We start from the raw sequence: 19,569 nt of genomic DNA, 5'->3' as shown, positions 1-19,569 counted from the left end.
AAAACACCCGGTATTACTGGGTGCTGGTTGTCGTAGTGGTCGTGGTTCCGGTATTGGAGCCATCACCGCCACCGGTTGCCGCCAGCGCGACACCCACGGCTGAACTTACGGTGCTGGTGCTGGCTGCGGTAGAACTCCCCGCAGACGCAGACGTCGCTGCCGACCCTGCTGCTTCCCCGACCTGGACCGGAGCTGCATAGACAGACGTCGCCGCAAGTGCAGATATGGCAAAAATGCCATACAGTACTTTCTTCATAACAATTTCCCTTCAATGAATGAATGGAGATTTGCCCGAAAAGAAATTCAGGCGGAATCGAGTATACACAACTACAGCAGAGGGTTTACCGTGGGGGGAAATAGGGGGATGGTTTTCGGACTAATGGATAAAAGAGAAACGAAAAACAAATATTTGAAATAAATAATCGATAAAAATCAATAAATTATAATATATTCTTATTATCTTAGCTCTGCGTATTTTCTTAAAATAAACCGCAGCAATTAGCAGGTTAACCGCCTTTTTCAGATTAAACTCAGAGTCAGAATTTGAGTTAACTAACAGACATCAGGAATTATCCGATAAAAAAATGCCGGCATATCGCCGGCATTTTTCATGACATATTAATTACGCACGCCATGCTTTATAACGGTTAATCAAACCATTGGTGGAGCTGTCGTGGCTGTCGATGGCTTTATCGTCACCCAGCTCTGGCAGAATGCGGTTTGCCAGCTGTTTGCCCAGCTCAACGCCCCACTGGTCAAAGGTGAAGATGTTCAGGATCGCGCCCTGGGTGAAGATCTTGTGCTCGTACAGCGCAATCAGCGCGCCCAGGCTGAACGGGGTGATTTCGCGCAGCAGGATGGAGTTGGTTGGACGGTTGCCTTCGAACACTTTGAACGGCACAACGTGGTCCAGCGTGGCCGGATCTTTACCCTGGTCACGGTATTCCTGCTCAACCACTTCGCGGGATTTACCGAACGCCAGCGCTTCGGTCTGTGCGAAGAAGTTAGACAACAGCTTCGGATGGTGGTCGGACAGCGGGTTGTGCGTGATCGCCGGGGCGATGAAATCGCACGGTACCATTTTGGTACCCTGGTGAATCAGCTGGTAGAAGGCATGCTGGCCGTTGGTGCCCGGCTCGCCCCAGATGATCGGGCCAGTCTGGTAGTCCACCGCGTTGCCGTTACGGTCCACGTATTTACCGTTGGATTCCATGTTGCCCTGCTGGAAGTAGGCCGCAAAGCGGTGCATGTACTGGTCGTACGGCAGGATCGCTTCGGTTTCAGCGCCGAAGAAGTTGTTGTACCAGATACCGATCAGCGCCAGCAGCACCGGCAGGTTTTTCTCAGGCGCGGTGGTGGAGAAGTGTTTGTCCATCGCATGCGCGCCGGAGAGCAGCTCAACGAAGTTGTCGAAGCCCACGGACAGGATGATGGACAGACCGATTGCAGACCACAGCGAGTAGCGGCCGCCAACCCAGTCCCAGAACTCGAACATGTTCGCCGTATCGATGCCAAACTCGCCTACCGCTTTACCGTTGGTGGAGAGCGCCGCAAAGTGTTTCGCCACGTGCTTTTCGTCGCCCGCGGTTTTCAGGAACCAGTCGCGCGCGCTGTGGGCGTTGGTCATGGTTTCCTGGGTGGTGAAGGTTTTGGACGCCACCAGGAACAGGGTAGTTTCCGGGTTTACGTTCTTCAGCACTTCGGCGATGTGGGTTCCATCGACGTTAGAGACAAAGTGCATGTTGAGGTGGTTTTTGTACGGGCGCAGCGCTTCGGTCACCATGAACGGGCCGAGGTCAGAGCCGCCGATACCGATGTTCACCACGTCGGTGATTGCTTTGCCGGTGTAGCCTTTCCAGCTGCCGGAGATGATCGCTTCAGAGAAGGTTTTCATCTTTTCCAGCACCGCGTTTACTTCCGGCATCACATCTTTGCCGTCAACGATGATTGGCGTATTGCTACGGTTGCGCAGCGCCACGTGCAGCACGGCACGGTCTTCGGTGCGGTTGATCTTCTCGCCGGAGAACATGGATTTGATGGCGTCGGCCAGCTCGGTCTCTTTCGCCAGATCCTGCAGTTTTGCCAGCGTCTCTTCGGTAATGCGGTTTTTAGAGAAATCCACCAGCATCAGGTCATCGAAGGTCGCGGAGAACTTAGTGAAACGATCGGCATCTTTCGCGAACAGATCCGCGATGGTGACGTCTTTCATTTCATCATAATGTTTCTGGAGTGCCTGCCAGGCAGCGGTCTGCGTTGGGTTGATGTTTTTCATTAGCAATACTCTTCTGATTTGAGAATTGTGACTGCGGTCGATTGTAGCGCCTGCAAATAAAAATTGTGATGGTTTTTATGCCATTGCCCTGGTCTGCATCAAACGCAGGTGAAAAGACCCGAAAAGTATAGCTGCTGTCGCGCCCTTCCGGCGTGGCGAAATGTCGGTCAAAAGGGGGTAAAAAGGAGCATAAAATATGGGCCTGTTATAAGTCCTGTTTCTCAGGGGTACCCCCCCATAAAAAATCCGCATAATCCCAGCATTGACAGGACCTCCCCCGCATTTTATTTATAGGGCCGTATTTTGCGCCTGCACCTGTTTTCGTTTCATTCTTGTGCCAAGGTCGCTTATTCATTCCCTGACACGAGGTTGTTATGACGAGTTTTGTGGTCGCCAAGTTTGGCGGCACCAGTGTGGCCGATTACGATGCCATGAACCGCAGCGCCGATGTGGTGCTGGCCGATCCGAATACCCGACTGGTGGTGCTCTCTGCATCCGCCGGCGTGACGAACCTGCTGGTTTCTCTGTCTGAAGGACTGGAAGCGACAGAACGTTTCGTGAAGCTGGATGCACTGCGCAAAATTCAGTTCGACATTCTTGAACGTCTGCAAAACCCGAACGTGATCCGCGAAGAAGTGGAGCGCCTGCTGGAAAATATCACCACCCTGGCAGAAGCGGCGTCCCTGGCCACCTCTACCGCCCTGACCGATGAACTGGTCAGCCACGGTGAATTGATGTCTACCCTGCTGTTCGTTGAAATTATGCGCGAGCGTAACGTTCAGGCGCAGTGGTTTGACGTGCGTAAAGTGATGCGCACCAGCGATCGTTTTGGGCGCGCCGAACCGGACGTTGAGATGCTGGCCGAGCTCACCAACCAGCAGCTGGCGCCGCGCCTGGCAGAAGGTATGGTGATCACCCAGGGCTTTATCGGCAGCGAAGCGAAAGGACGCACGACCACGCTTGGCCGTGGCGGCAGCGATTACACCGCCGCGCTGCTGGGCGAGGCCCTGCACGCAACGCGCGTGGATATCTGGACGGATGTGCCGGGTATTTACACCACCGATCCGCGCGTCGTTTCCGCGGCAAAACGTATTGATGTGATTGCCTTTGAAGAAGCGGCGGAAATGGCCACCTTCGGTGCAAAAGTGCTGCATCCGGCAACGCTGCTGCCTGCCGTGCGCAGCGATATTCCGGTCTTCGTTGGCTCCAGTAAAGATCCAAAAGCGGGCGGGACGCTGGTCTGCAAGAAAACCGAGAACCCGCCGCTGTTCCGCGCGCTGGCCCTGCGCCGCCGCCAGACGCTGGTCACGCTGCACAGCCACAATATGCTGCACTCCCGCGGCTTCCTGGCGGAAGTGTTTGGCATCCTCGCGCGCCATAACATCTCTGTAGATTTGATTACCACCTCCGAAGTGAGCATTGCGCTGACGCTGGACACCACCGGCTCTACCTCCACCGGCGACACCCTGCTGACGCAGTCGCTGCTGATTGAGCTGTCTGAGCTGTGCCGCGTGGAGGTCGAAGAAGACCTGGCGCTGGTGGCCATCATCGGTAACAAGCTGTCTCGCGCCTGCGGCGTGGGCAAAGAGGTGTTCGGCGTGCTTGACCCGTTCAACATCCGCATGATCTGCTACGGTGCCTCCAGCTATAACCTTTGCTTCCTGGTCCCTGCCGATCAGGCCGAGCAGGTGGTGCAGAAACTTCATCAGAATTTGTTTGAATAAAATTCGTTAGCACGATAAACAATACCTATAAGCCGGGCACAGACCCGGCTTTTTCATAACTAAACAACACGACAATACTGCAAGGAATCCATTATGTTATCCGCCATCACGCGGCTGTTCCCGTTATGGGCGCTGCTGCTCTCCGTACTCGCGTATTACACCCCCACCACGTTCACCGGGATCGGTCCGTGGGTCACCACGCTGCTGATGCTGATCATGTTCGGCATGGGCGTGCACCTGAAAATCGACGATTTTAAACGCGTGCTGTCGCGCCCGGCGCCCGTCGCGGCAGGAATATTTTTGCACTACCTGGTGATGCCGCTCGCGGCCTGGCTGCTGGCGATGGCCTTTAAGATGCCGCCCGATCTCTCCGCCGGGATGGTGCTGGTGGGCAGCGTCGCCAGCGGTACGGCATCTAACGTGATGATCTATCTCGCGAAAGGTGACGTGGCGCTCTCCGTGACCATCTCTTCGGTATCCACGCTGGTTGGCGTGATTGCCACACCGCTGTTAACCCGCCTGTACGTGGACGCACATATTCAGGTGGACGTGATGGGCATGCTACTCAGCATTCTGCAGATTGTGGTGATCCCGATTGCGCTGGGGCTGGTCATTCACCATCTTTTCCCACGCTTGGTGAAAGCGGTTGAGCCGTACCTGCCCGCGTTTTCGATGGTCTGCATTCTGGCGATCATCAGCGCCGTGGTGGCTGGTTCCGCGTCGCACATTGCCTCCGTGGGCTTTGTGGTGATCGTCGCGGTGGTGCTGCATAACACCATTGGCCTGCTGGGCGGCTACTGGGGCGGGAAGCTGTTTGGCTTTGACGAGTCCACCTGCCGCACGCTGGCAATCGAGGTAGGGATGCAGAACTCCGGCCTGGCGGCGGCGCTGGGTAAAATTTACTTCTCACCGCTGGCGGCCCTCCCGGGCGCGCTGTTCTCCGTCTGGCACAACCTGTCCGGTTCGCTGCTGGCGGGCTACTGGTCCGGTAAACCGATTGATGAACAACCGAAAAAAGATGCGCTGAAGCAGGGTTAATTGACGCGGCTTGCTTTACACTGAAGCCTCCCCATCAGGAGGCTTCAGCAATGGCTACACCACGATTGACCCAGAAAGACATGACGGAAGCCGAGCAGCGTGAACTTAAAACGCTTCTCGACCGCGCCCGCATCGCCCATGGCCGCACACTGACGAACGCCGAAACCAATCAGGTTAAAAAAGAGTATATCGACAAGCTGATGGCGCAACGTGAGGCTGCGGCGAAAAAAGCCCGCAAGCTGAAAAAAGAGCAGGCTTATAAGCCGGATGCAGAGGCGACCTTTTCCTGGTCCGCCAATACATCAACCCGTGGAAGGCGCTAATCAGCGCCCTTTCTTTTTGCGCCCCGGCTGGGTAAAGCGTTTTCCGTTACCCGGCTTGCCCCGCCCTTTCTCTTCCGCCTGCGGTGCCTTAACCACCGGACGCTTAATCGCCTGCGTTTTCGGTTTCGCTTTAGCTTTCGGCTTCGCTTCGGACGAGGAGTTTTCGATAAGCTTGAACAGCTCGATCAGCTCGTCATCGGTTAAGTCACGCCACTCGCCCAGCGGGATCCCGGACAGGCTGACGTTCATGATGCGCGTACGTTCCAGCTTCGTCACTTCATAACCAAAATACTCGCACATGCGGCGGATCTGGCGGTTCAGGCCCTGCACCAGGGTAATGCGGAAGGCAAACGGCGCTTCTTTTTTGACCTTGCACTTCTTCGTCACGGTGCCCAGAATCGGCACGCCTGCGCCCATGCCGCGGATAAATTCGTCCGTCACCGGCTTGTTCACCGTCACGATGTACTCTTTCTCGTGGTCGTTACCGGCACGCAGGATCTTGTTGACCAGGTCGCCGTGGTTGGTGAGGAAAATCAGACCCTGAGAGTCTTTATCCAGACGGCCAATCGGGAAGATACGGCTGCTGTGGTTCACGAAATCAACGATGTTGTCCCGCTCGCCGTCTTCCGTGGTGCTGACAATCCCAACCGGTTTGTTCAACGCGATAAACACCAGGTCTTCAGCATCACGCGGTTCGATGAGCTGGCCATTCACTTTAACCACGTCGCCAGGCATCACCTGGTCACCAATCGTGGCGCGTTTGCCGTTGAGGAACACATTACCTTGTTCAATGTAACGGTCCGCCTCGCGACGTGAGCAGATCCCGCTCTCGCTAATGTATTTGTTTAATCGGGTTGATTGAGTTGGCAGCATAGTTTCTCCTGTGAAGGGCGAAATATACCTTAGGTATGGACTGGAAAAAAAGATTAGCCGACGGTAACTGAGACGGGTTTTTAAGTTTGCGAGACGCTTTCAGGATTTTACGTCCTGTCATTTACCCATGTGTTCAAGCCTTTTAGTTTTACTCTCCATGTAGAAATGTTTGTAGTTTATAAATCACAGGGAGTAATATGAAGGAGATTGTTCAGACAGAATCCTTCCGACGCTGGGAGCAAAACTTAAAAGATCGACGAGCGAAGACCATTATCGCTTCCCGCCTCTTTCGGTTGGCAAATGGCTTAGCGGGTGACGTTAAACCCGTGGGAGAAGGTATAAGTGAGCTAAGGATCCACATTGGTCCGGGCTACAGAATCTATTTTAAAGACCAGGGCAATTGCATCATCGTGCTGTTATGTGGTGGTGACAAAAGCAGCCAGGACAGAGACATACTGACAGCAAAAATGCTGAACAATGTATCCCAATGGCAGGAGTGAATGAGCATGCATAAATTAACACCTTACGATCCCGCCAACGCGCTGGTGGATGACGAGGAAATCGCCGTGTTTATCGCTGATGCACTAGAAACAGGCGACTCGACGTATATCGCTAAAGCCCTTGGGGTTGTAGCGCGAGCCAAAGGAATGTCGAACATTTCACAGCAAACTGGCTTATCACGTGAGCAGCTTTATCGGTCCTTCAGTGATAAAGGAAACCCAACGCTCAAAACCACGCTCGCGGTCATGAAAGCATTGGGCTTTGGGCTAACACTCAAACACGCCGGGGATTAATACTCATCCCGCTCGTCATCTTCATCCGGCTGTTCCATCACGCTATACGCCACTGCGCAGAACAGCGAGTTAAGACGCTTCATATCCCCCAGCAGCCCCAGGTGCAGGGAGCTGGTCTCGATACTTTGCACGTTCTGCTGGTGCAGACGTTCAACGTGGGCGTGCGAGTAGCGGCGGTTAAGAATGCGGAAGCGATGCTTGTTGCGGCGCAGGCGGCGCGCGCTTGGCACGTCGCTGGAGAAGAAGACCAGCATCGCCAGTTTGAGGTTGCTGACCAGCTGCTCGTGCAGCGCTTCCAGCTCCTTCAGTCCTTCAACGGAGAACGCCCGACGCGCGGCCAGCGACTTATCGGCAATCTCACTGCCCATGCGCTCAACGATATCGGAGGCCTGCTCAAGGTTGAGCGACATCTCAATGATTTCCGCCCAACGGCGGGACTCCTCCTCCGCCAGCTCGTCCTGCGGCATGCGCGCCAGGTAGAGCTTAATGGCGGTATAAAGCACGTTGATATCGTCCGCCAGTCTGCGCAGCTCCTTCTCCTCTCGCGGCTCGCCGTGCATCACCTTCTGCAGCCCTTCGAGCATGGTTTCCATGGCGTCGCCCATGCGCAGCGTCTCGCGCGCGGCATTCGCCAACGCCAGCGCCGGAGTGTCCAGCGCAGAGGTATCCAGGTGCTTCGGTTTAAGGCGCGCGTCCAGCTCCGGTTCATCACGGATAAGACGCTCGCAGAAGCGGGCCATCGGCGCGGCAAACGGCACCATCGCCAGGCAGCGCACCAGGTTATAGAAGACGTGGAAGTAGATCACCAGCTCCGCTTTCGGCAGCGGGAGGTTGTCCATCAGGTTTGCCAGCGGATGGACAAACGGCAGAATAATCAGGCTGCCCACCAGCTTAAACAGCAAACTCCCCAGCGCCACGCGGCGGGCGGCAGCATTGGCCGCGCTGTTGTTAAGCATCGCCAGCAGGCCAGAGCCGAGGTTAGCGCCGATCACCAGACACAGCGCCACCGGGAAGGAGATCGCGCCCGCGGCGGTGAGCGTGGCCGTCAGCAGCACGGCGGCCAGGCTGGAGTAACTGATGATGGCAAACACTGCCCCGATCAGCGCATCCAGCATGATGTCACCGGTCAGCGAGGCGAAGATGACCTGCACGCCGTTCGCCTGGGTGATAGGCGTCACCGCCTGCACAATCAGTTCCAGCGCCAGCAGAATCAGCCCGAGGCCAATGCCCACGCGGCCAAGCTGCCCGGCACGCGTTTGTTTGCGGCCAAGGAAAAAGATCACACCGATGAAAATCAGCAGCGGCGACAGCCAGGAGAGATCGAACGTCAGGATACGCGCCATCAGCGCGGTACCGACGTCAGCACCCAGCACGATCACCAGCGCCGGGGCGAGCGCGACCAGATCCTGCGCCACGAACGAGGTGACGAGCATGGTGGTGGCATTGCTGCTTTGCACCAGCGCCGTGACGCCAATCCCCGCGCAGAAGGCGAGCGGCTTCTTCTCAACGCTGCCGCTGAGGACGGTACGTAAGCGCGCGCCGAACACGCGCATCACGCCGGTGCGGACAATATGGGTGCCCCATACGAGCAGTGCGACTGCCGAAAGCAGATGTAACAACGTCAGCACGGAAGTGGGTTCTCCTTATCGTTATAGATTTTATGATTAAGTATAAGGGTTTAAACGTAAGAAAGAGACAGGGCACCGTTGAGGTGCCCTGTTTGTTGTAAGGAAAAGTGACGTTAGTCCGCGTCGTAGCCTAAATTCGGCGCCAGCCAGCGCTCTACTTCTGACACGCTCATGCCTTTGCGCAGGGCGTAATCTTCGATCTGATCGCGCTGCAGCTGCGCCACGGCGAAGTACTTGCTGTCCGGATGACTGAAGTACCAGCCCGACACGGACGCGCCCGGCCACATGGCGAACGACTCGGTGAGCTTCATGCCGGTATGCGCTTCTACGTCCAGAAGTTTCCAGATAGTGCCTTTTTCGGTGTGTTCCGGACAGGCCGGATAGCCCGGCGCCGGACGAATCCCCTGGTAGTTTTCGCGGATCAGCTCCTCGTTGCTGAGGTTCTCATTCGCCGCGTAACCCCAGTACACCTTACGTACGCGTTCGTGCAGGTATTCAGCAAAGGCTTCCGCCAGGCGGTCGGCAATCGCTTTCACCATGATCTTATTGTAATCATCGTGTTGCGCTTCAAACGCGTCTGCCAGGGCGTCTTCTTCCAGACCGCCGGTTACCGCAAAGGCGCCGATATAGTCAGCTTTCCCGCTCAGCTTCGGCGCAACGAAATCCGCCAGGCAGTAGTTGGCAAAGCCCACTTTTTCGGTTTGCTGCCGCAGGTGATGGCTCACGGCCAGCACGTGGGTACGGGTTTCATCGCGGTAGATTTCCACGTCGTCACCCACGCGGTTCGCCGGGAACAGCCCCACCACGCCGCGCGGGTTGAGGGTTTTCTCTGCGCTCAGCGTGTCCAGCATATCGTTGGCGTCTTTAAACAGACGCTTCGCCTCTTCGCCTACGACTTCATCTTCGAGGATGCGCGGATATTTGCCCGCCAGCGACCAGGTCATAAAGAACGGCGTCCAGTCAATGTAGTTGCGCAGCGTCTCGATGCTGGCCGTCACGTCCTGCACGCCCAGACGATGCGCGACCGGCGGCGTATAGCTTGCCCAGTCAAAGGCCAGGTCGTTATCGCGTGCGGCGGCGAGCGTCACCGGCGGCGTGCGCGGTTTTTTGCGCCCGTGCTGCACGCGAACGGTTTCGTACTCCTGGCGAGTGCGCGCCACAAAATCGTCGCGCTGAGTCTCGGAGAGCAGTGCGGAAACCACGCCCACCGTGCGCGAGGCGTTCTGCACGTAAACCGTCGGTCCGCTGTAGTTCTGCTCGATCTTCACTGCCGTGTGCGCTTTCGAGGTGGTCGCCCCGCCAATCAGCAGCGGAATGGTGAAGCCCTGACGCTCCATCTCTTTTGCCACGTTGACCATTTCGTCGAGCGACGGCGTAATCAGGCCGGAGAGGCCAATCAGATCGGCGTTCACTTCGCGCGCGGTCTTGAGGATTTTATCCGCCGGAACCATCACGCCAAGGTCGATAATTTCGTAGTTATTACACTGCAACACCACGCCAACAATGTTTTTGCCGATGTCGTGCACGTCGCCCTTCACGGTGGCGATAACCATTTTACCGTTGCTGGAGCCCTTCTCTTTGCTGGCTTCGATGAAGGGTTCAAGATAAGCCACTGCCTGCTTCATGACGCGAGCGGATTTCACCACCTGCGGCAGGAACATCTTGCCCTCGCCGAACAGATCGCCAACCACGTTCATGCCGTCCATCAGCGGCCCTTCGATCACCTCAATCGGGCGAGCTGCCTGCTGACGCGCCTCCTCGGTGTCCTGCTCAATGAACTCGGTAATCCCTTTCACCAGCGAGTATTCCAGACGCTTTTTCACGTCCCAGGAACGCCACTCGGCCTGCTGAACATTGGCCGATTCATCCGATTTACTGCCGCGGTATTTTTCCGCCAGGTCGAGCATGCGCTCGGTGGCGTCGTCGCGACGGTTGAGGATCACGTCCTCTACGGCATCGCGCAGTTCGGCAGGCAGATCGTCGTAAATCGCCAGCTGTCCGGCGTTGACGATGCCCATGTCCATCCCATTGCGGATGGCGTAGTAGAGGAACACGGCGTGGATCGCTTCACGCACCGGGTCGTTGCCGCGGAACGAGAACGAGACGTTCGACACGCCGCCGGAGATCAGCGCATGCGGCAGCTCGCGCTTGATGTCTTCACACGCGCCGATAAAGTCCTGGGCGTAGTTGTTGTGCTCTTCGATGCCGGTCGCGACGGCAAAGATGTTCGGGTCGAAAATAATGTCTTCCGGCGGGAAGCCCACCTCTTCGGTCAGAATTTTGTACGCGCGGCGGCATATCTCAATTTTGCGCTCGCGGGTGTCGGCCTGGCCCACCTCATCGAAGGCCATCACCACCACGGCCGCACCGTAGCGGCGCACCATCTTCGCGTGGTGGATAAAGATATCCACGCCCTCTTTCATCGAGATGGAGTTAACGATGCCTTTGCCCTGAATGCACTTCAGCCCTTTTTCGATGACCTCCCACTTGGAGGAGTCAATCATGATCGGCACGCGGGCGATATCCGGCTCACCGGCAATCAGGTTGAGGAAACGCACCATCGCCGCTTCGGCGTCAAGCATCCCCTCGTCCATGTTGATATCGATAATCTGCGCCCCGCTTTCCACCTGCTGGCGGGCGACGTCCAGCGCTTCGCTGTACTTCTCTTCTTTGATCAGGCGCTTGAATTTAGCGGAACCAGTAACGTTGGTACGTTCACCCACGTTCACAAACAGGCTGTCGTCGCCGATGGTCAACGGCTCCAGGCCGGAAAGGCGACAGGCAACCGGCAGCTCGGGCAGCTTGCGCGGCGGCAGCCCGTCCACGGCGCGGCTCATGGCGGCGATGTGCTCCGGCGTGGTGCCGCAGCAGCCGCCGACGATGTTCAGGAAACCTGACTCGGCCCACTCGCGGATTTGCGCCGCCATGGTGTCAGCATCCAGATCGTACTCGCCAAACGCGTTCGGCAGACCGGCGTTCGGATGCGCGGTAACGTAGCATTCGGCGATGCGCGAAAGCTCCTGCACGTACTGGCGCAGTTCGTCTGGTCCCAGCGCGCAGTTCAGGCCGAAGGAGAGCGCGTCGGCGTGGCGCAGGGAGTTATAAAACGCTTCGGTTGTCTGGCCGGACAGGGTGCGGCCGGAGGCGTCGGTGATGGTGCCGGAGATCATGATCGGCAGGTCAACGCCCAGCGCCTCAAACTCCTCTTTCACCGCGTATATCGCGGCTTTGGCGTTGAGGGTATCGAACACCGTTTCAATCAGGATCAGGTCGGAGCCACCTTCCACCAGCGCTTTGGTCGATTCACGATACGCCGTAACCAGCTGGTCAAAGGTGATATTACGAAACGCCGGGTCGTTGACGTCCGGTGAAATCGACGCGGTGCGGTTGGTCGGGCCAAGCACCCCGGCAACGTAGCGCGGCTTGTCCGGCGTGCGGGCCGTCCACTCGTCGGCACAGGCGCGGGCGAGCCTGGCCGCCTCATAGTTGATCTCCGCCGACAGGGATTCCATCTGGTAATCCGCCATGGCGATGGTTGTCGAGTTGAAGGTGTTAGTTTCAACGATATCCGCACCCGCTTCAAAGTAGGCATTGTGGATATCCTTAATCACGGACGGCTTGCTGAGCACCAGCAGGTCGTTGTTTCCTTTCAGGTCGCAGGGCCAGTCGGCGAAGCGCTCGCCGCGGAAATCGTCTTCGCTCAGACGATAGCTCTGGATCATGGTGCCCATGCCGCCGTCCAGCACCAGAATTCGTTCATTTAACTGCGCACGCAGTTGCTCTACTTTGCTGCTCACACTTGCTCCCGACAACGCTCAACAAGGCCAAAAGGCTGCGTTCCATACTGGCACAATCTCGCAGGGTGGAAAAGTCACGCCGCGGTAACATGAGACATGTTCACCATCACTCCTCCGATCAGTCAGGAAAGCGGTTGCAAATTCACCAAATAAAACGAAAATGATTTCCACGATACAGAAAAAGGAGATCGTCATGGTCGCGACCGTTCCCGCCAAACGCGGCAGAAAACCTGCCGCCACCGCCGCTGCACAACCCGGCGGACAGGTTCAATCCCTGACGCGCGGTCTGAAGCTGCTGGAGTGGATAGCCGAGTCGCACGGCAGCGTGGCCCTGACGGAGCTGGCCCAGCAGGCTGGTCTGCCGAACTCCACCACGCACCGCCTGCTGACCACCATGCAGCAGTTGGGTTTTGTCCGCCAGGTCGGCGAGCTGGGGCACTGGGCGGTGGGCGCGCATGCGTTTATCGTGGGCAGCAGCTTCCTTCAGAGCCGTAACCTGCTGGCGATTGTGCATCCGATTCTGCGCAAGCTGATGGAGGAGTCCGGCGAAACCGTCAACCTCGCGGTGCTGGACCAGAGCGACCACCAGGCGATTATCATCGACCAGGTGCAGTGCACGCAGCTGATGCGCATGTCCGCGCCGATTGGCGGCAAGCTGCCGATGCACGCCTCCGGGGCGGGGAAAGCGTTTCTCTCGCAGCTCAGCGAAGAGCAGGTGACGGGGCTGCTGCACCGTAAAGGGCTGCACGCCTACACCCACGCCACGCTGGTGTCGCCGGTGCATCTGAAAGAAGATCTGGCGTTGACCCGCAAGCGCGGCTATTCGTTTGATGACGAAGAACATGCCCTTGGGCTGCGCTGCCTCGCGGCCTGTATTTTCGACGAACATCGCGAGCCGTTTGCTGCGATCTCCATCTCTGGCCCCATCTCACGTATGACCGACGACCGGGTGACCGAGCTGGGCGCGCTGGTGATTAAGGCCGCGAAAGAGGTGACGCTGGCGTACGGTGGGATTCGTTAAACCGCACACAAAACCGCTGCTTGCGGCGGTAAGCGTACACATCCTCCACGTGCCCATTTTTGATCCGCGTTTGTAGCCCGCGCCAGTAGCTGGCGTGGAACAGATCTTCATGCATTTCTTCAAATAACGGCCCGATGCGTGGGTCCGCACACAGCCAGTGGCGAAACTCCTCGGGAAACACATCGCCCGGCGAAACGCTGTACCACGGCTCGCTGGAGAGCTCATCCTCCGGGTAACGGGGCGGCGGGATATCGCGAAAGTTCACCTCGGTCATGTAGCAAATTTCATCGTAATCGTAGAACACCACCCGCCCGTGCCGGGTGACGCCGAAGTTTTTAAACAGCATATCGCCAGGGAAGATATTGGCGGCGGCGAGCTGGCGGATAGCGTTGCCGTACTCTTCGATGGCATCACGTAATGCCTGGCCCTCTGACTGTTCCAGCCAGATATTGAGCGGCACCATACGGCGCTCAATATAGAGATGGCTAATCGCTATTTTATCGCCCAGATCGGTGATTTTCGTCGGCGCTTCCTGCATTAACAGCGACATAAGCGCCGGATCGATCTGCTGCTTATCCAGCACAAAGTTTTCAAACTCCTGGGTATCGGCCATTCGACCGACGCGATCGTGCTCTTTTACCAACTGATAGCAGGCGCGAACGTGGGCTGCGGTCATCTCTTTCTGTGGGGCGAATCTGTCTTTTATCACCTTAAAGACCCGGTCGAAGCCCGGCAGCGTGAAGACCAGCATCACCATGCCGCGGATACCTGGCGCTTCGATAAACTGCTCATCCGCCGCGGTGACATAGCGCAGATACTCCCGATAACTTTCCGTTTTGGCATGCTTCTGACAGCCAATCGCCATATACAGCTCGGCGGTGGTTTTGCCCGGCAGGATCTCGCGCAGCCACTCCACCAGGGCGGCAGGCAGCGGGGCGTACACCATGAAATAGGAGCGGGCGAAGCCAAACACGATGCTGGCCTCGGCGCTGGTGGTCAGGCAGGTATCAACAAACAGTTCCCCATCGTCGGTACGATGGATCGGTAACAGAAACGGCACAATGGCCGTCGGCGTAACCAGTTTGCCCACCAGCCAGGCGGCCTTATTCCGGTAGAACAGCTCGTTGGCCACCTGCACATGGCTGCGGCTGAGCACCTCCTCGCCGTGGGTTTCACGAAGATGCGCATGGATATAGCCGATATCCCGGAGCTTGTTCTCCCACGGCAGGCGCAGCGGCAAATCCGTTAAGATGCGATGCAGGAGCTTTTCCCACCCGCGATCGGGAAAGAAATCTTTCGCCAGCGGACGCGGAATGGTACGGAAGCGGCGCTCAGGCTGGGAGCTGAAGATAAATAACCGCTCAGGAGATAATGAGCGGTGGTCAAATAACCGGCAATAGACGGAGTTGAAAAAGCTCTCCGCAATCTCGAAGCGAGGGTAGTCGGGTAACAGATGGGTGTAATGCTCTTTCACGCGCAGTAAAAATGCCGCGTCCGGGCTTTTACCGTCGGTAATACAGCGCAGCTGCTCCACCACCAGACCCACATGGTGGTCATAGAGATGAATACGCTGCTTCATGGCCTGCTGAACCGCATGCCAGTCTGCATGTTCGAAGCGCTGCTGCGCGCCGGAGGTCACTTCCAGAAAACGACCATACTGGGCATCAAAGCCCTGCAGAATGGTTTGGGCAATCAGCAATTCCAGGCCACGCGACATATATTCCCCCTCACCCCGCCCCTCTCCCCGGAGGGGAGAGGGGGAAAAGTTTAGAACTGTGCTTCTTCGGTTGACCCCGTTAAGGCGGTAACGGATGAGGCACCTCCCTGGATGATGGTCGTCACGTTATCAAAGTAGCCCGTCCCCACTTCCTGCTGGTGAGAAACAAAGGTATAGCCGTCTTTACCAGCGGCAAACTCCGGCTGCTGCACCTTCTCAACGTAGTGCTTCATGCCCTCCCCCTGCGCGTAAGCGTGCGCCAGGTCGAACATGTTGAACCACATGCTGTGGATGCCTGCCAGGGTGATGAACTGGTACTTGTAGCCCATATCCGACAGCTGCTGCTGGAAGCTGGCGATGGTTTTATCATCCAGCTTTTTCTGCCAGTTGAAGGACGGCGAACAGTTGTAGGCCAGCAGTTTGCCCGGGTATTTCGCATGAATCGCATCGGCAAAGCGCTTCGCCAGCGCCAGATCCGGCGTGGACGTTTCACACCAGACCAGGTCGGCGTAAGGGGCATATGCCAAACCGCGGCTGATGGCCTGTTCGATACCGGCATGCGTGCGATAGAACCCCTCGCTGGTGCGCTCGCCGGTAATAAATTCGCTATCGTACGGATCGCAGTCAGAGGTAATCAGGTCCGCCGCATCCGCATCGGTACGGGCAATCACCAGCGTCGGCACGCCGAGCACGTCAGCAGCGAGACGCGCGGCAACCAGCTTCTGAATCGCTTCCTGGGTCGGGACGAGAACTTTTCCGCCCATATGCCCGCACTTCTTCACCGACGCCAGCTGGTCTTCGAAGTGAACGGCCGCTGCACCGGCCTCAATCATCGATTTCATCAGTTCGAAGGCGTTCAGCACGCCGCCGAAGCCCGCTTCCGCATCCGCCACGATCGGCAGGAAGTAATCAATAAAACGCGGATCGTTGGGCTCAATGCCTGCGGCCCACTGGATCTGATCCGCGCGGCGGAAGGTATTGTTGATCCGATCCACCACCGACGGTACCGAGTTGGCTGGATAAAGAGATTGATCCGGATACATGCTGGAGGCCAGGTTAGCGTCCGCCGCGACCTGCCAGCCGGAAAGGTAAATGGCTTCTATGCCGGCCTTCGCCTGCTGCAATGCCTGACCGCCGGTCAGCGCACCGAGGCTGTTGATATAACCCTTTTTGGAGCCACCGTGCAGCAGCTTCCACATTTTCGCCGCACCGTTCTGTGCCAGCGTGCATTCCGGGTTGACCGAGCCGCGTAATTTCACCACGTCCTCCGCGCTGTAAGGACGGCGGATGCCTTCCCAGCGCGGTTGAGTCCACTCTTTCTTTAATTCTTCGATTTGTTGGGTACGGGTTTTCATGTGCAGATGCTCCATATTGTTATGTGGTGAGTTACGCCAGGAAGCGGTAGCCCGGCAGGGTCAGGAAGTCGATTAAGTCATCTGATGTGGTGATTTGCTCCATCAGGCGCGCTGCGTCGTCAAAACGTCCGCTGCTGAAGCGGTGTTCGCCCAGCTCGTCCTGGATGACCCGCATCTCTTCGGCCAGCATCTGACGGAACAGGGCTTTGGTGACCGGCTTGCCGTTGCTGAGCGTTTTTTGATGGTGGATCCACTGCCAGATAGAGGTGCGCGAAATTTCCGCCGTGGCAGCATCTTCCATCAGGCCGTAGATAGGCACGCAGCCGTTGCCGGAGATCCACGCTTCGATGTACTGGACCGCGACGCGAATATTGGCACGCATCCCCTCTTCCGTTCGCTCGCCCGCGCACGGTGCCAGCAGCTGTTCTTCAGCCGTTGGGGCATCTTCTTCGCGCGTGACAAACAGCTGATTTTTGTTATCGCCGAGTACGCGATTGAAGACCTCCATCGCCGTATCGGCCAGGCCCGGATGGGCAATCCACGTGCCGTCGTGACCGTTACGGGCTTCCAGCTCTTTATCGGCTTTCACCTTGTTGAGCACCTGATTATTGCGCTCCGCGTCTTTGCTCGGAATAAAGGCCGCCATGCCGCCCATCGCAAAGGCACCCCGCTTGTGGCAGGTTTTAATCAGCAGACGCGAGTAGGCACTCAGGAAGGGTTTATCCATGGTCACGACCTGGCGGTCCGGCAGTACGCGATCGGGATAGTTTTTCAGGGTTTTGATGTAGCTGAAAATATAGTCCCAGCGTCCGCAGTTCAGGCCGACAATGTGGTCGCGCAGGGCATGCAGAATTTCATTCATCTGGAACACGGCGGGCAGCGTTTCAATCAGCAGCGTGGCCTTGATCGTGCCGCGCAGCAGGTTGAAGCGATCTTCCGCGTAGCTAAATACTTCGCTCCACCAGGCGGCTTCCTGCCAGGCCTGCGTTTTTGGCAGATAGAAATAGGGACCGCTACCTTTTGCCAGCAGGTTTTTGTAGTTATGGAAGAAATAGAGAGCGAAATCAAACAGGCTGCCCGGAATGGCTTCTCCACGCCATGTGACATGTTTTTCAGGCAGGTGCAGACCTCGTACGCGACAGATCAGCACCGCCGGATTCGGTTTGAGCTGGTAGATTTTCCCGGCTTCGTTGGTGTAGCTGATGGTGCCGTTGACGGCATCGCGCAGGTTGATCTGCCCGTCGATAACTTTGTTCCAGTCCGGGGCCAGCGAGTCTTCAAAATCGGCCATAAAGACTTTAACGTTAGCGTTCATGGCGTTGATCACCATTTTGCGCTCTACCGGACCAGTGATCTCAACGCGACGATCCTGTAAATCTTCAGGAATGCCGCGGATTTTCCACTCACCACGACGAATGGAAGCAGTTTCCGAAATAAATCCTGGCAACTTGCCGTTATCGATTTCCTGCTGTTGGTGAATCCGTGCCGCCAGCAGCTTATTGCGCTGCGGCGTAAAGCGGGTCACCAGCTCAGTCAGAAACTCTACCGCTTCGGCCGTCAAAACCTGCTGTTCTTGCTCACCATTCGGCTGGGTAAAGGTCAATTCATCGACCGTGGTTGCCTGTTGAGTCATCGTTCTGCTCCTCATCAAAGATCCAAAATCACGCCCCCAATGCGAACGAAAGATCGTTGTGTAGTTTTCGCTCAGCAGAATTAAGACTATCTATAATTTTTCCAAAATCAAAAACAATTTCCATTTTAATTTTAATTACAGCACAACATGATGATTAATATAGAGTTAAAGTTTCCTGGCATGTTGAACGGGATTTCGGAAATAAAAAAGGCACCCGAAGGTGCCTAATCTGAATAGCTGAAACGCTTTAGGATCGTTTAATGCAGACGATTACTCCAGCGTCGGATTCATGTGGCGAAGATCGTACGGCGTAATCTGGTAGACGTAATAGTTGAGCCAGTTAGTGAACAGCAGATTTCCGTGGCTGCGCCAGGTGGCTCCTGGTTTGTTTTGCGGATCGTTTTTCGGGAAATAGTTGTACGGGATATCCGGATTAAGACCCGCTTCGACATCACGGAAATATTCTGATGCGAGAGTATCGGGATCATACTCAGGATGGCCGGTAACGAACGCGATACGTTTGTCTTTACTGGCAAACAGGTAGGCATCCCCGTCTTCCGTTTCGGCCAGGATCTCCAGATCGGTGTAATCACGAATCAGCTGGGCCGGAAAATCGGCGTAGCGAGAATGCGGAGCCAGGAAGGTGTCATCAAAACCACGCGTCAGCAGCGCGTGTGGATGAAGAATGTGGTGTTCGTATACGCCGGAGAGCTTTTCAGTGCGGGTTTGCTTGGGAATACCGTAGAGAATGTTGAGTGCGGCCTGTACCGCCCAGCAGACAAACAGCGTTGACGTGACGTGATCTTTTGCCCACTCCAGCACCTGTTTGATCTGCGGCCAGTAGGCAACATCGTTAAATTCAACCAGACCGAGCGGCGCGCCTGTCACAATCAGTCCGTCGAAGTTTTCCCCCCGAATATCTTCGAAGTTACAGTAGAAGTTATTCAGATGCTCAGAGGGCGTGTTACGTGACTCGCGGGCATCAATACGCAGCAGTTGAATATCGACCTGCAGCGGGGAGTTCGACAGCAGACGCAGAAACTGATTCTCCGTCTCAATCTTTTTCGGCATCAGGTTGAGGATGAGAACCTTCAGCGGGCGAATTTCCTGACCTGTCGCGCGTGAAGCCGTCATCACGAAGACGTTCTCTTCACGTAAGAAATTGACGGCTGGTAGCTCGTCCTGCACCCGAATCGGCATAACCTTACTTCCTCACAATATACGTATAAACGTTTAGACATCCAGACAGCTAACGATACCCAGAAATGGTATGAATGTCGAGCCTGCAAGTCGAAGGTGAGAAAGTTTCAGGGAGAGGGAGAAAAACAAAAGCAAAAAACCCCGCACCTTACGGTACGGGGTTCTTCTTGATTAATGCCTGGCAGTTCCCTACT

The 19,569-nt window shown here is 56.4% G+C and carries 15 protein-coding genes; 6 read left to right on the top strand and 9 right to left on the bottom strand.

All coding sequences use genetic code 11. The annotated features are described in order from the left end of the window. Positions 1–13: 13 nt before the first annotated feature. Complete coding sequence (gene yjbE, locus IM273_RS10185) at positions 14–256, bottom strand: exopolysaccharide production protein YjbE (protein WP_013095034.1); 243 nt, start codon at positions 254–256, stop codon at positions 14–16. 366 nt (positions 257–622) lie between these two features. Further along, a complete protein-coding gene (gene pgi / locus IM273_RS10180; protein ID WP_041911574.1) occupies positions 623–2,272 on the bottom strand; it encodes a glucose-6-phosphate isomerase in 1,650 nt (549 codons plus the stop codon). A gap of 374 nt (positions 2,273–2,646) precedes the next feature. Between pgi and lysC the strand changes: the two genes are divergently transcribed. From lysC to IM273_RS10165, 3 genes are all read left to right on the top strand, one after another. Next, on the top strand, positions 2,647–3,996 hold the full coding sequence (gene lysC, locus IM273_RS10175) for a lysine-sensitive aspartokinase 3 (protein ID WP_041911575.1): 1,350 nt from the start codon (positions 2,647–2,649) through the stop codon (positions 3,994–3,996). 93 nt (positions 3,997–4,089) lie between these two features. Further along, the gene (gene panS / locus IM273_RS10170) at positions 4,090–5,034 is read left to right on the top strand and encodes a ketopantoate/pantoate/pantothenate transporter PanS (protein ID WP_193051876.1); all 945 of its coding nucleotides are present in this window, start codon (positions 4,090–4,092) and stop codon (positions 5,032–5,034) included. A 50-nt stretch (positions 5,035–5,084) separates the two neighbouring features. After that, positions 5,085–5,357 carry a DUF3811 domain-containing protein gene (locus tag IM273_RS10165; protein WP_003860346.1) on the top strand — a complete coding sequence of 91 codons (273 nt, stop codon included), beginning with the start codon at positions 5,085–5,087 and terminating at the stop codon, positions 5,355–5,357. Here the strand turns inward: IM273_RS10165 and rluF are convergent, their stop codons facing one another. Next, complete coding sequence (gene rluF, locus IM273_RS10160) at positions 5,358–6,230, bottom strand: 23S rRNA pseudouridine(2604) synthase RluF (RefSeq protein ID WP_048957452.1); 873 nt, start codon at positions 6,228–6,230, stop codon at positions 5,358–5,360. A gap of 197 nt (positions 6,231–6,427) precedes the next feature. On the opposite strand from rluF, the gene IM273_RS10155 reads away from it, so the two are divergent. Both IM273_RS10155 and IM273_RS10150 read left to right on the top strand, forming a co-directional pair. Beyond that, a complete protein-coding gene (locus IM273_RS10155) occupies positions 6,428–6,730 on the top strand; it encodes a type II toxin-antitoxin system RelE/ParE family toxin (RefSeq protein ID WP_193051875.1) in 303 nt (100 codons plus the stop codon). Positions 6,731–6,736: 6 nt separating this feature from the next. Then, positions 6,737–7,024 carry an addiction module antidote protein gene (locus IM273_RS10150; protein ID WP_021242718.1) on the top strand — a complete coding sequence of 96 codons (288 nt, stop codon included), beginning with the start codon at positions 6,737–6,739 and terminating at the stop codon, positions 7,022–7,024. On the opposite strand, the gene IM273_RS10145 is transcribed toward IM273_RS10150, so the two are convergent. Both IM273_RS10145 and metH read right to left on the bottom strand, forming a co-directional pair. Then, on the bottom strand, positions 7,021–8,652 hold the full coding sequence (locus IM273_RS10145; RefSeq protein WP_126327291.1) for a Na/Pi cotransporter family protein: 1,632 nt from the start codon (positions 8,650–8,652) through the stop codon (positions 7,021–7,023). The two genes, IM273_RS10150 and IM273_RS10145, sit on opposite strands and share 4 nt — an antisense overlap. 113 nt (positions 8,653–8,765) lie before the next feature. Further along, positions 8,766–12,449 (bottom strand): methionine synthase, encoded by a 3,684-nt coding sequence (gene metH, locus IM273_RS10140; RefSeq protein WP_048957451.1) that lies wholly within the window; start codon positions 12,447–12,449, stop codon positions 8,766–8,768. Positions 12,450–12,642: 193 nt separating this feature from the next. On the opposite strand from metH, the gene iclR reads away from it, so the two are divergent. Continuing rightward, positions 12,643–13,470 (top strand): glyoxylate bypass operon transcriptional repressor IclR, encoded by an 828-nt coding sequence (gene iclR, locus IM273_RS10135; RefSeq protein ID WP_074148023.1) that lies wholly within the window; start codon positions 12,643–12,645, stop codon positions 13,468–13,470. Here the strand turns inward: iclR and aceK are convergent. From aceK to metA, 4 genes are all read right to left on the bottom strand, one after another. Next, positions 13,424–15,187: a bifunctional isocitrate dehydrogenase kinase/phosphatase gene (gene aceK, locus IM273_RS10130; RefSeq protein WP_193051874.1), complete on the bottom strand. Its 1,764-nt coding sequence runs from the start codon at positions 15,185–15,187 to the stop codon at positions 13,424–13,426. The genes iclR and aceK overlap by 47 nt on opposite strands. Before the next feature lie 50 nt (positions 15,188–15,237). Continuing rightward, positions 15,238–16,542 (bottom strand): isocitrate lyase, encoded by a 1,305-nt coding sequence (gene aceA / locus IM273_RS10125; protein ID WP_028015114.1) that lies wholly within the window; start codon positions 16,540–16,542, stop codon positions 15,238–15,240. A gap of 31 nt (positions 16,543–16,573) precedes the next feature. Beyond that, positions 16,574–18,175 (bottom strand): malate synthase A, encoded by a 1,602-nt coding sequence (aceB, locus tag IM273_RS10120; protein ID WP_193051873.1) that lies wholly within the window; start codon positions 18,173–18,175, stop codon positions 16,574–16,576. Positions 18,176–18,445: 270 nt separating this feature from the next. After that, positions 18,446–19,375 (bottom strand): homoserine O-succinyltransferase, encoded by a 930-nt coding sequence (gene metA, locus IM273_RS10115; RefSeq protein ID WP_045260974.1) that lies wholly within the window; start codon positions 19,373–19,375, stop codon positions 18,446–18,448. Between the last annotated feature and the right edge of the window lie 194 nt (positions 19,376–19,569).

It is taken from the genome of Enterobacter cloacae complex sp. P13B (assembly GCF_014895915.1).
In the GTDB taxonomy this organism is placed as follows: Bacteria; Pseudomonadota; Gammaproteobacteria; order Enterobacterales; family Enterobacteriaceae; genus Enterobacter; species Enterobacter bugandensis.
This window is presented reverse-complemented; position numbering and strand designations above follow the sequence as displayed.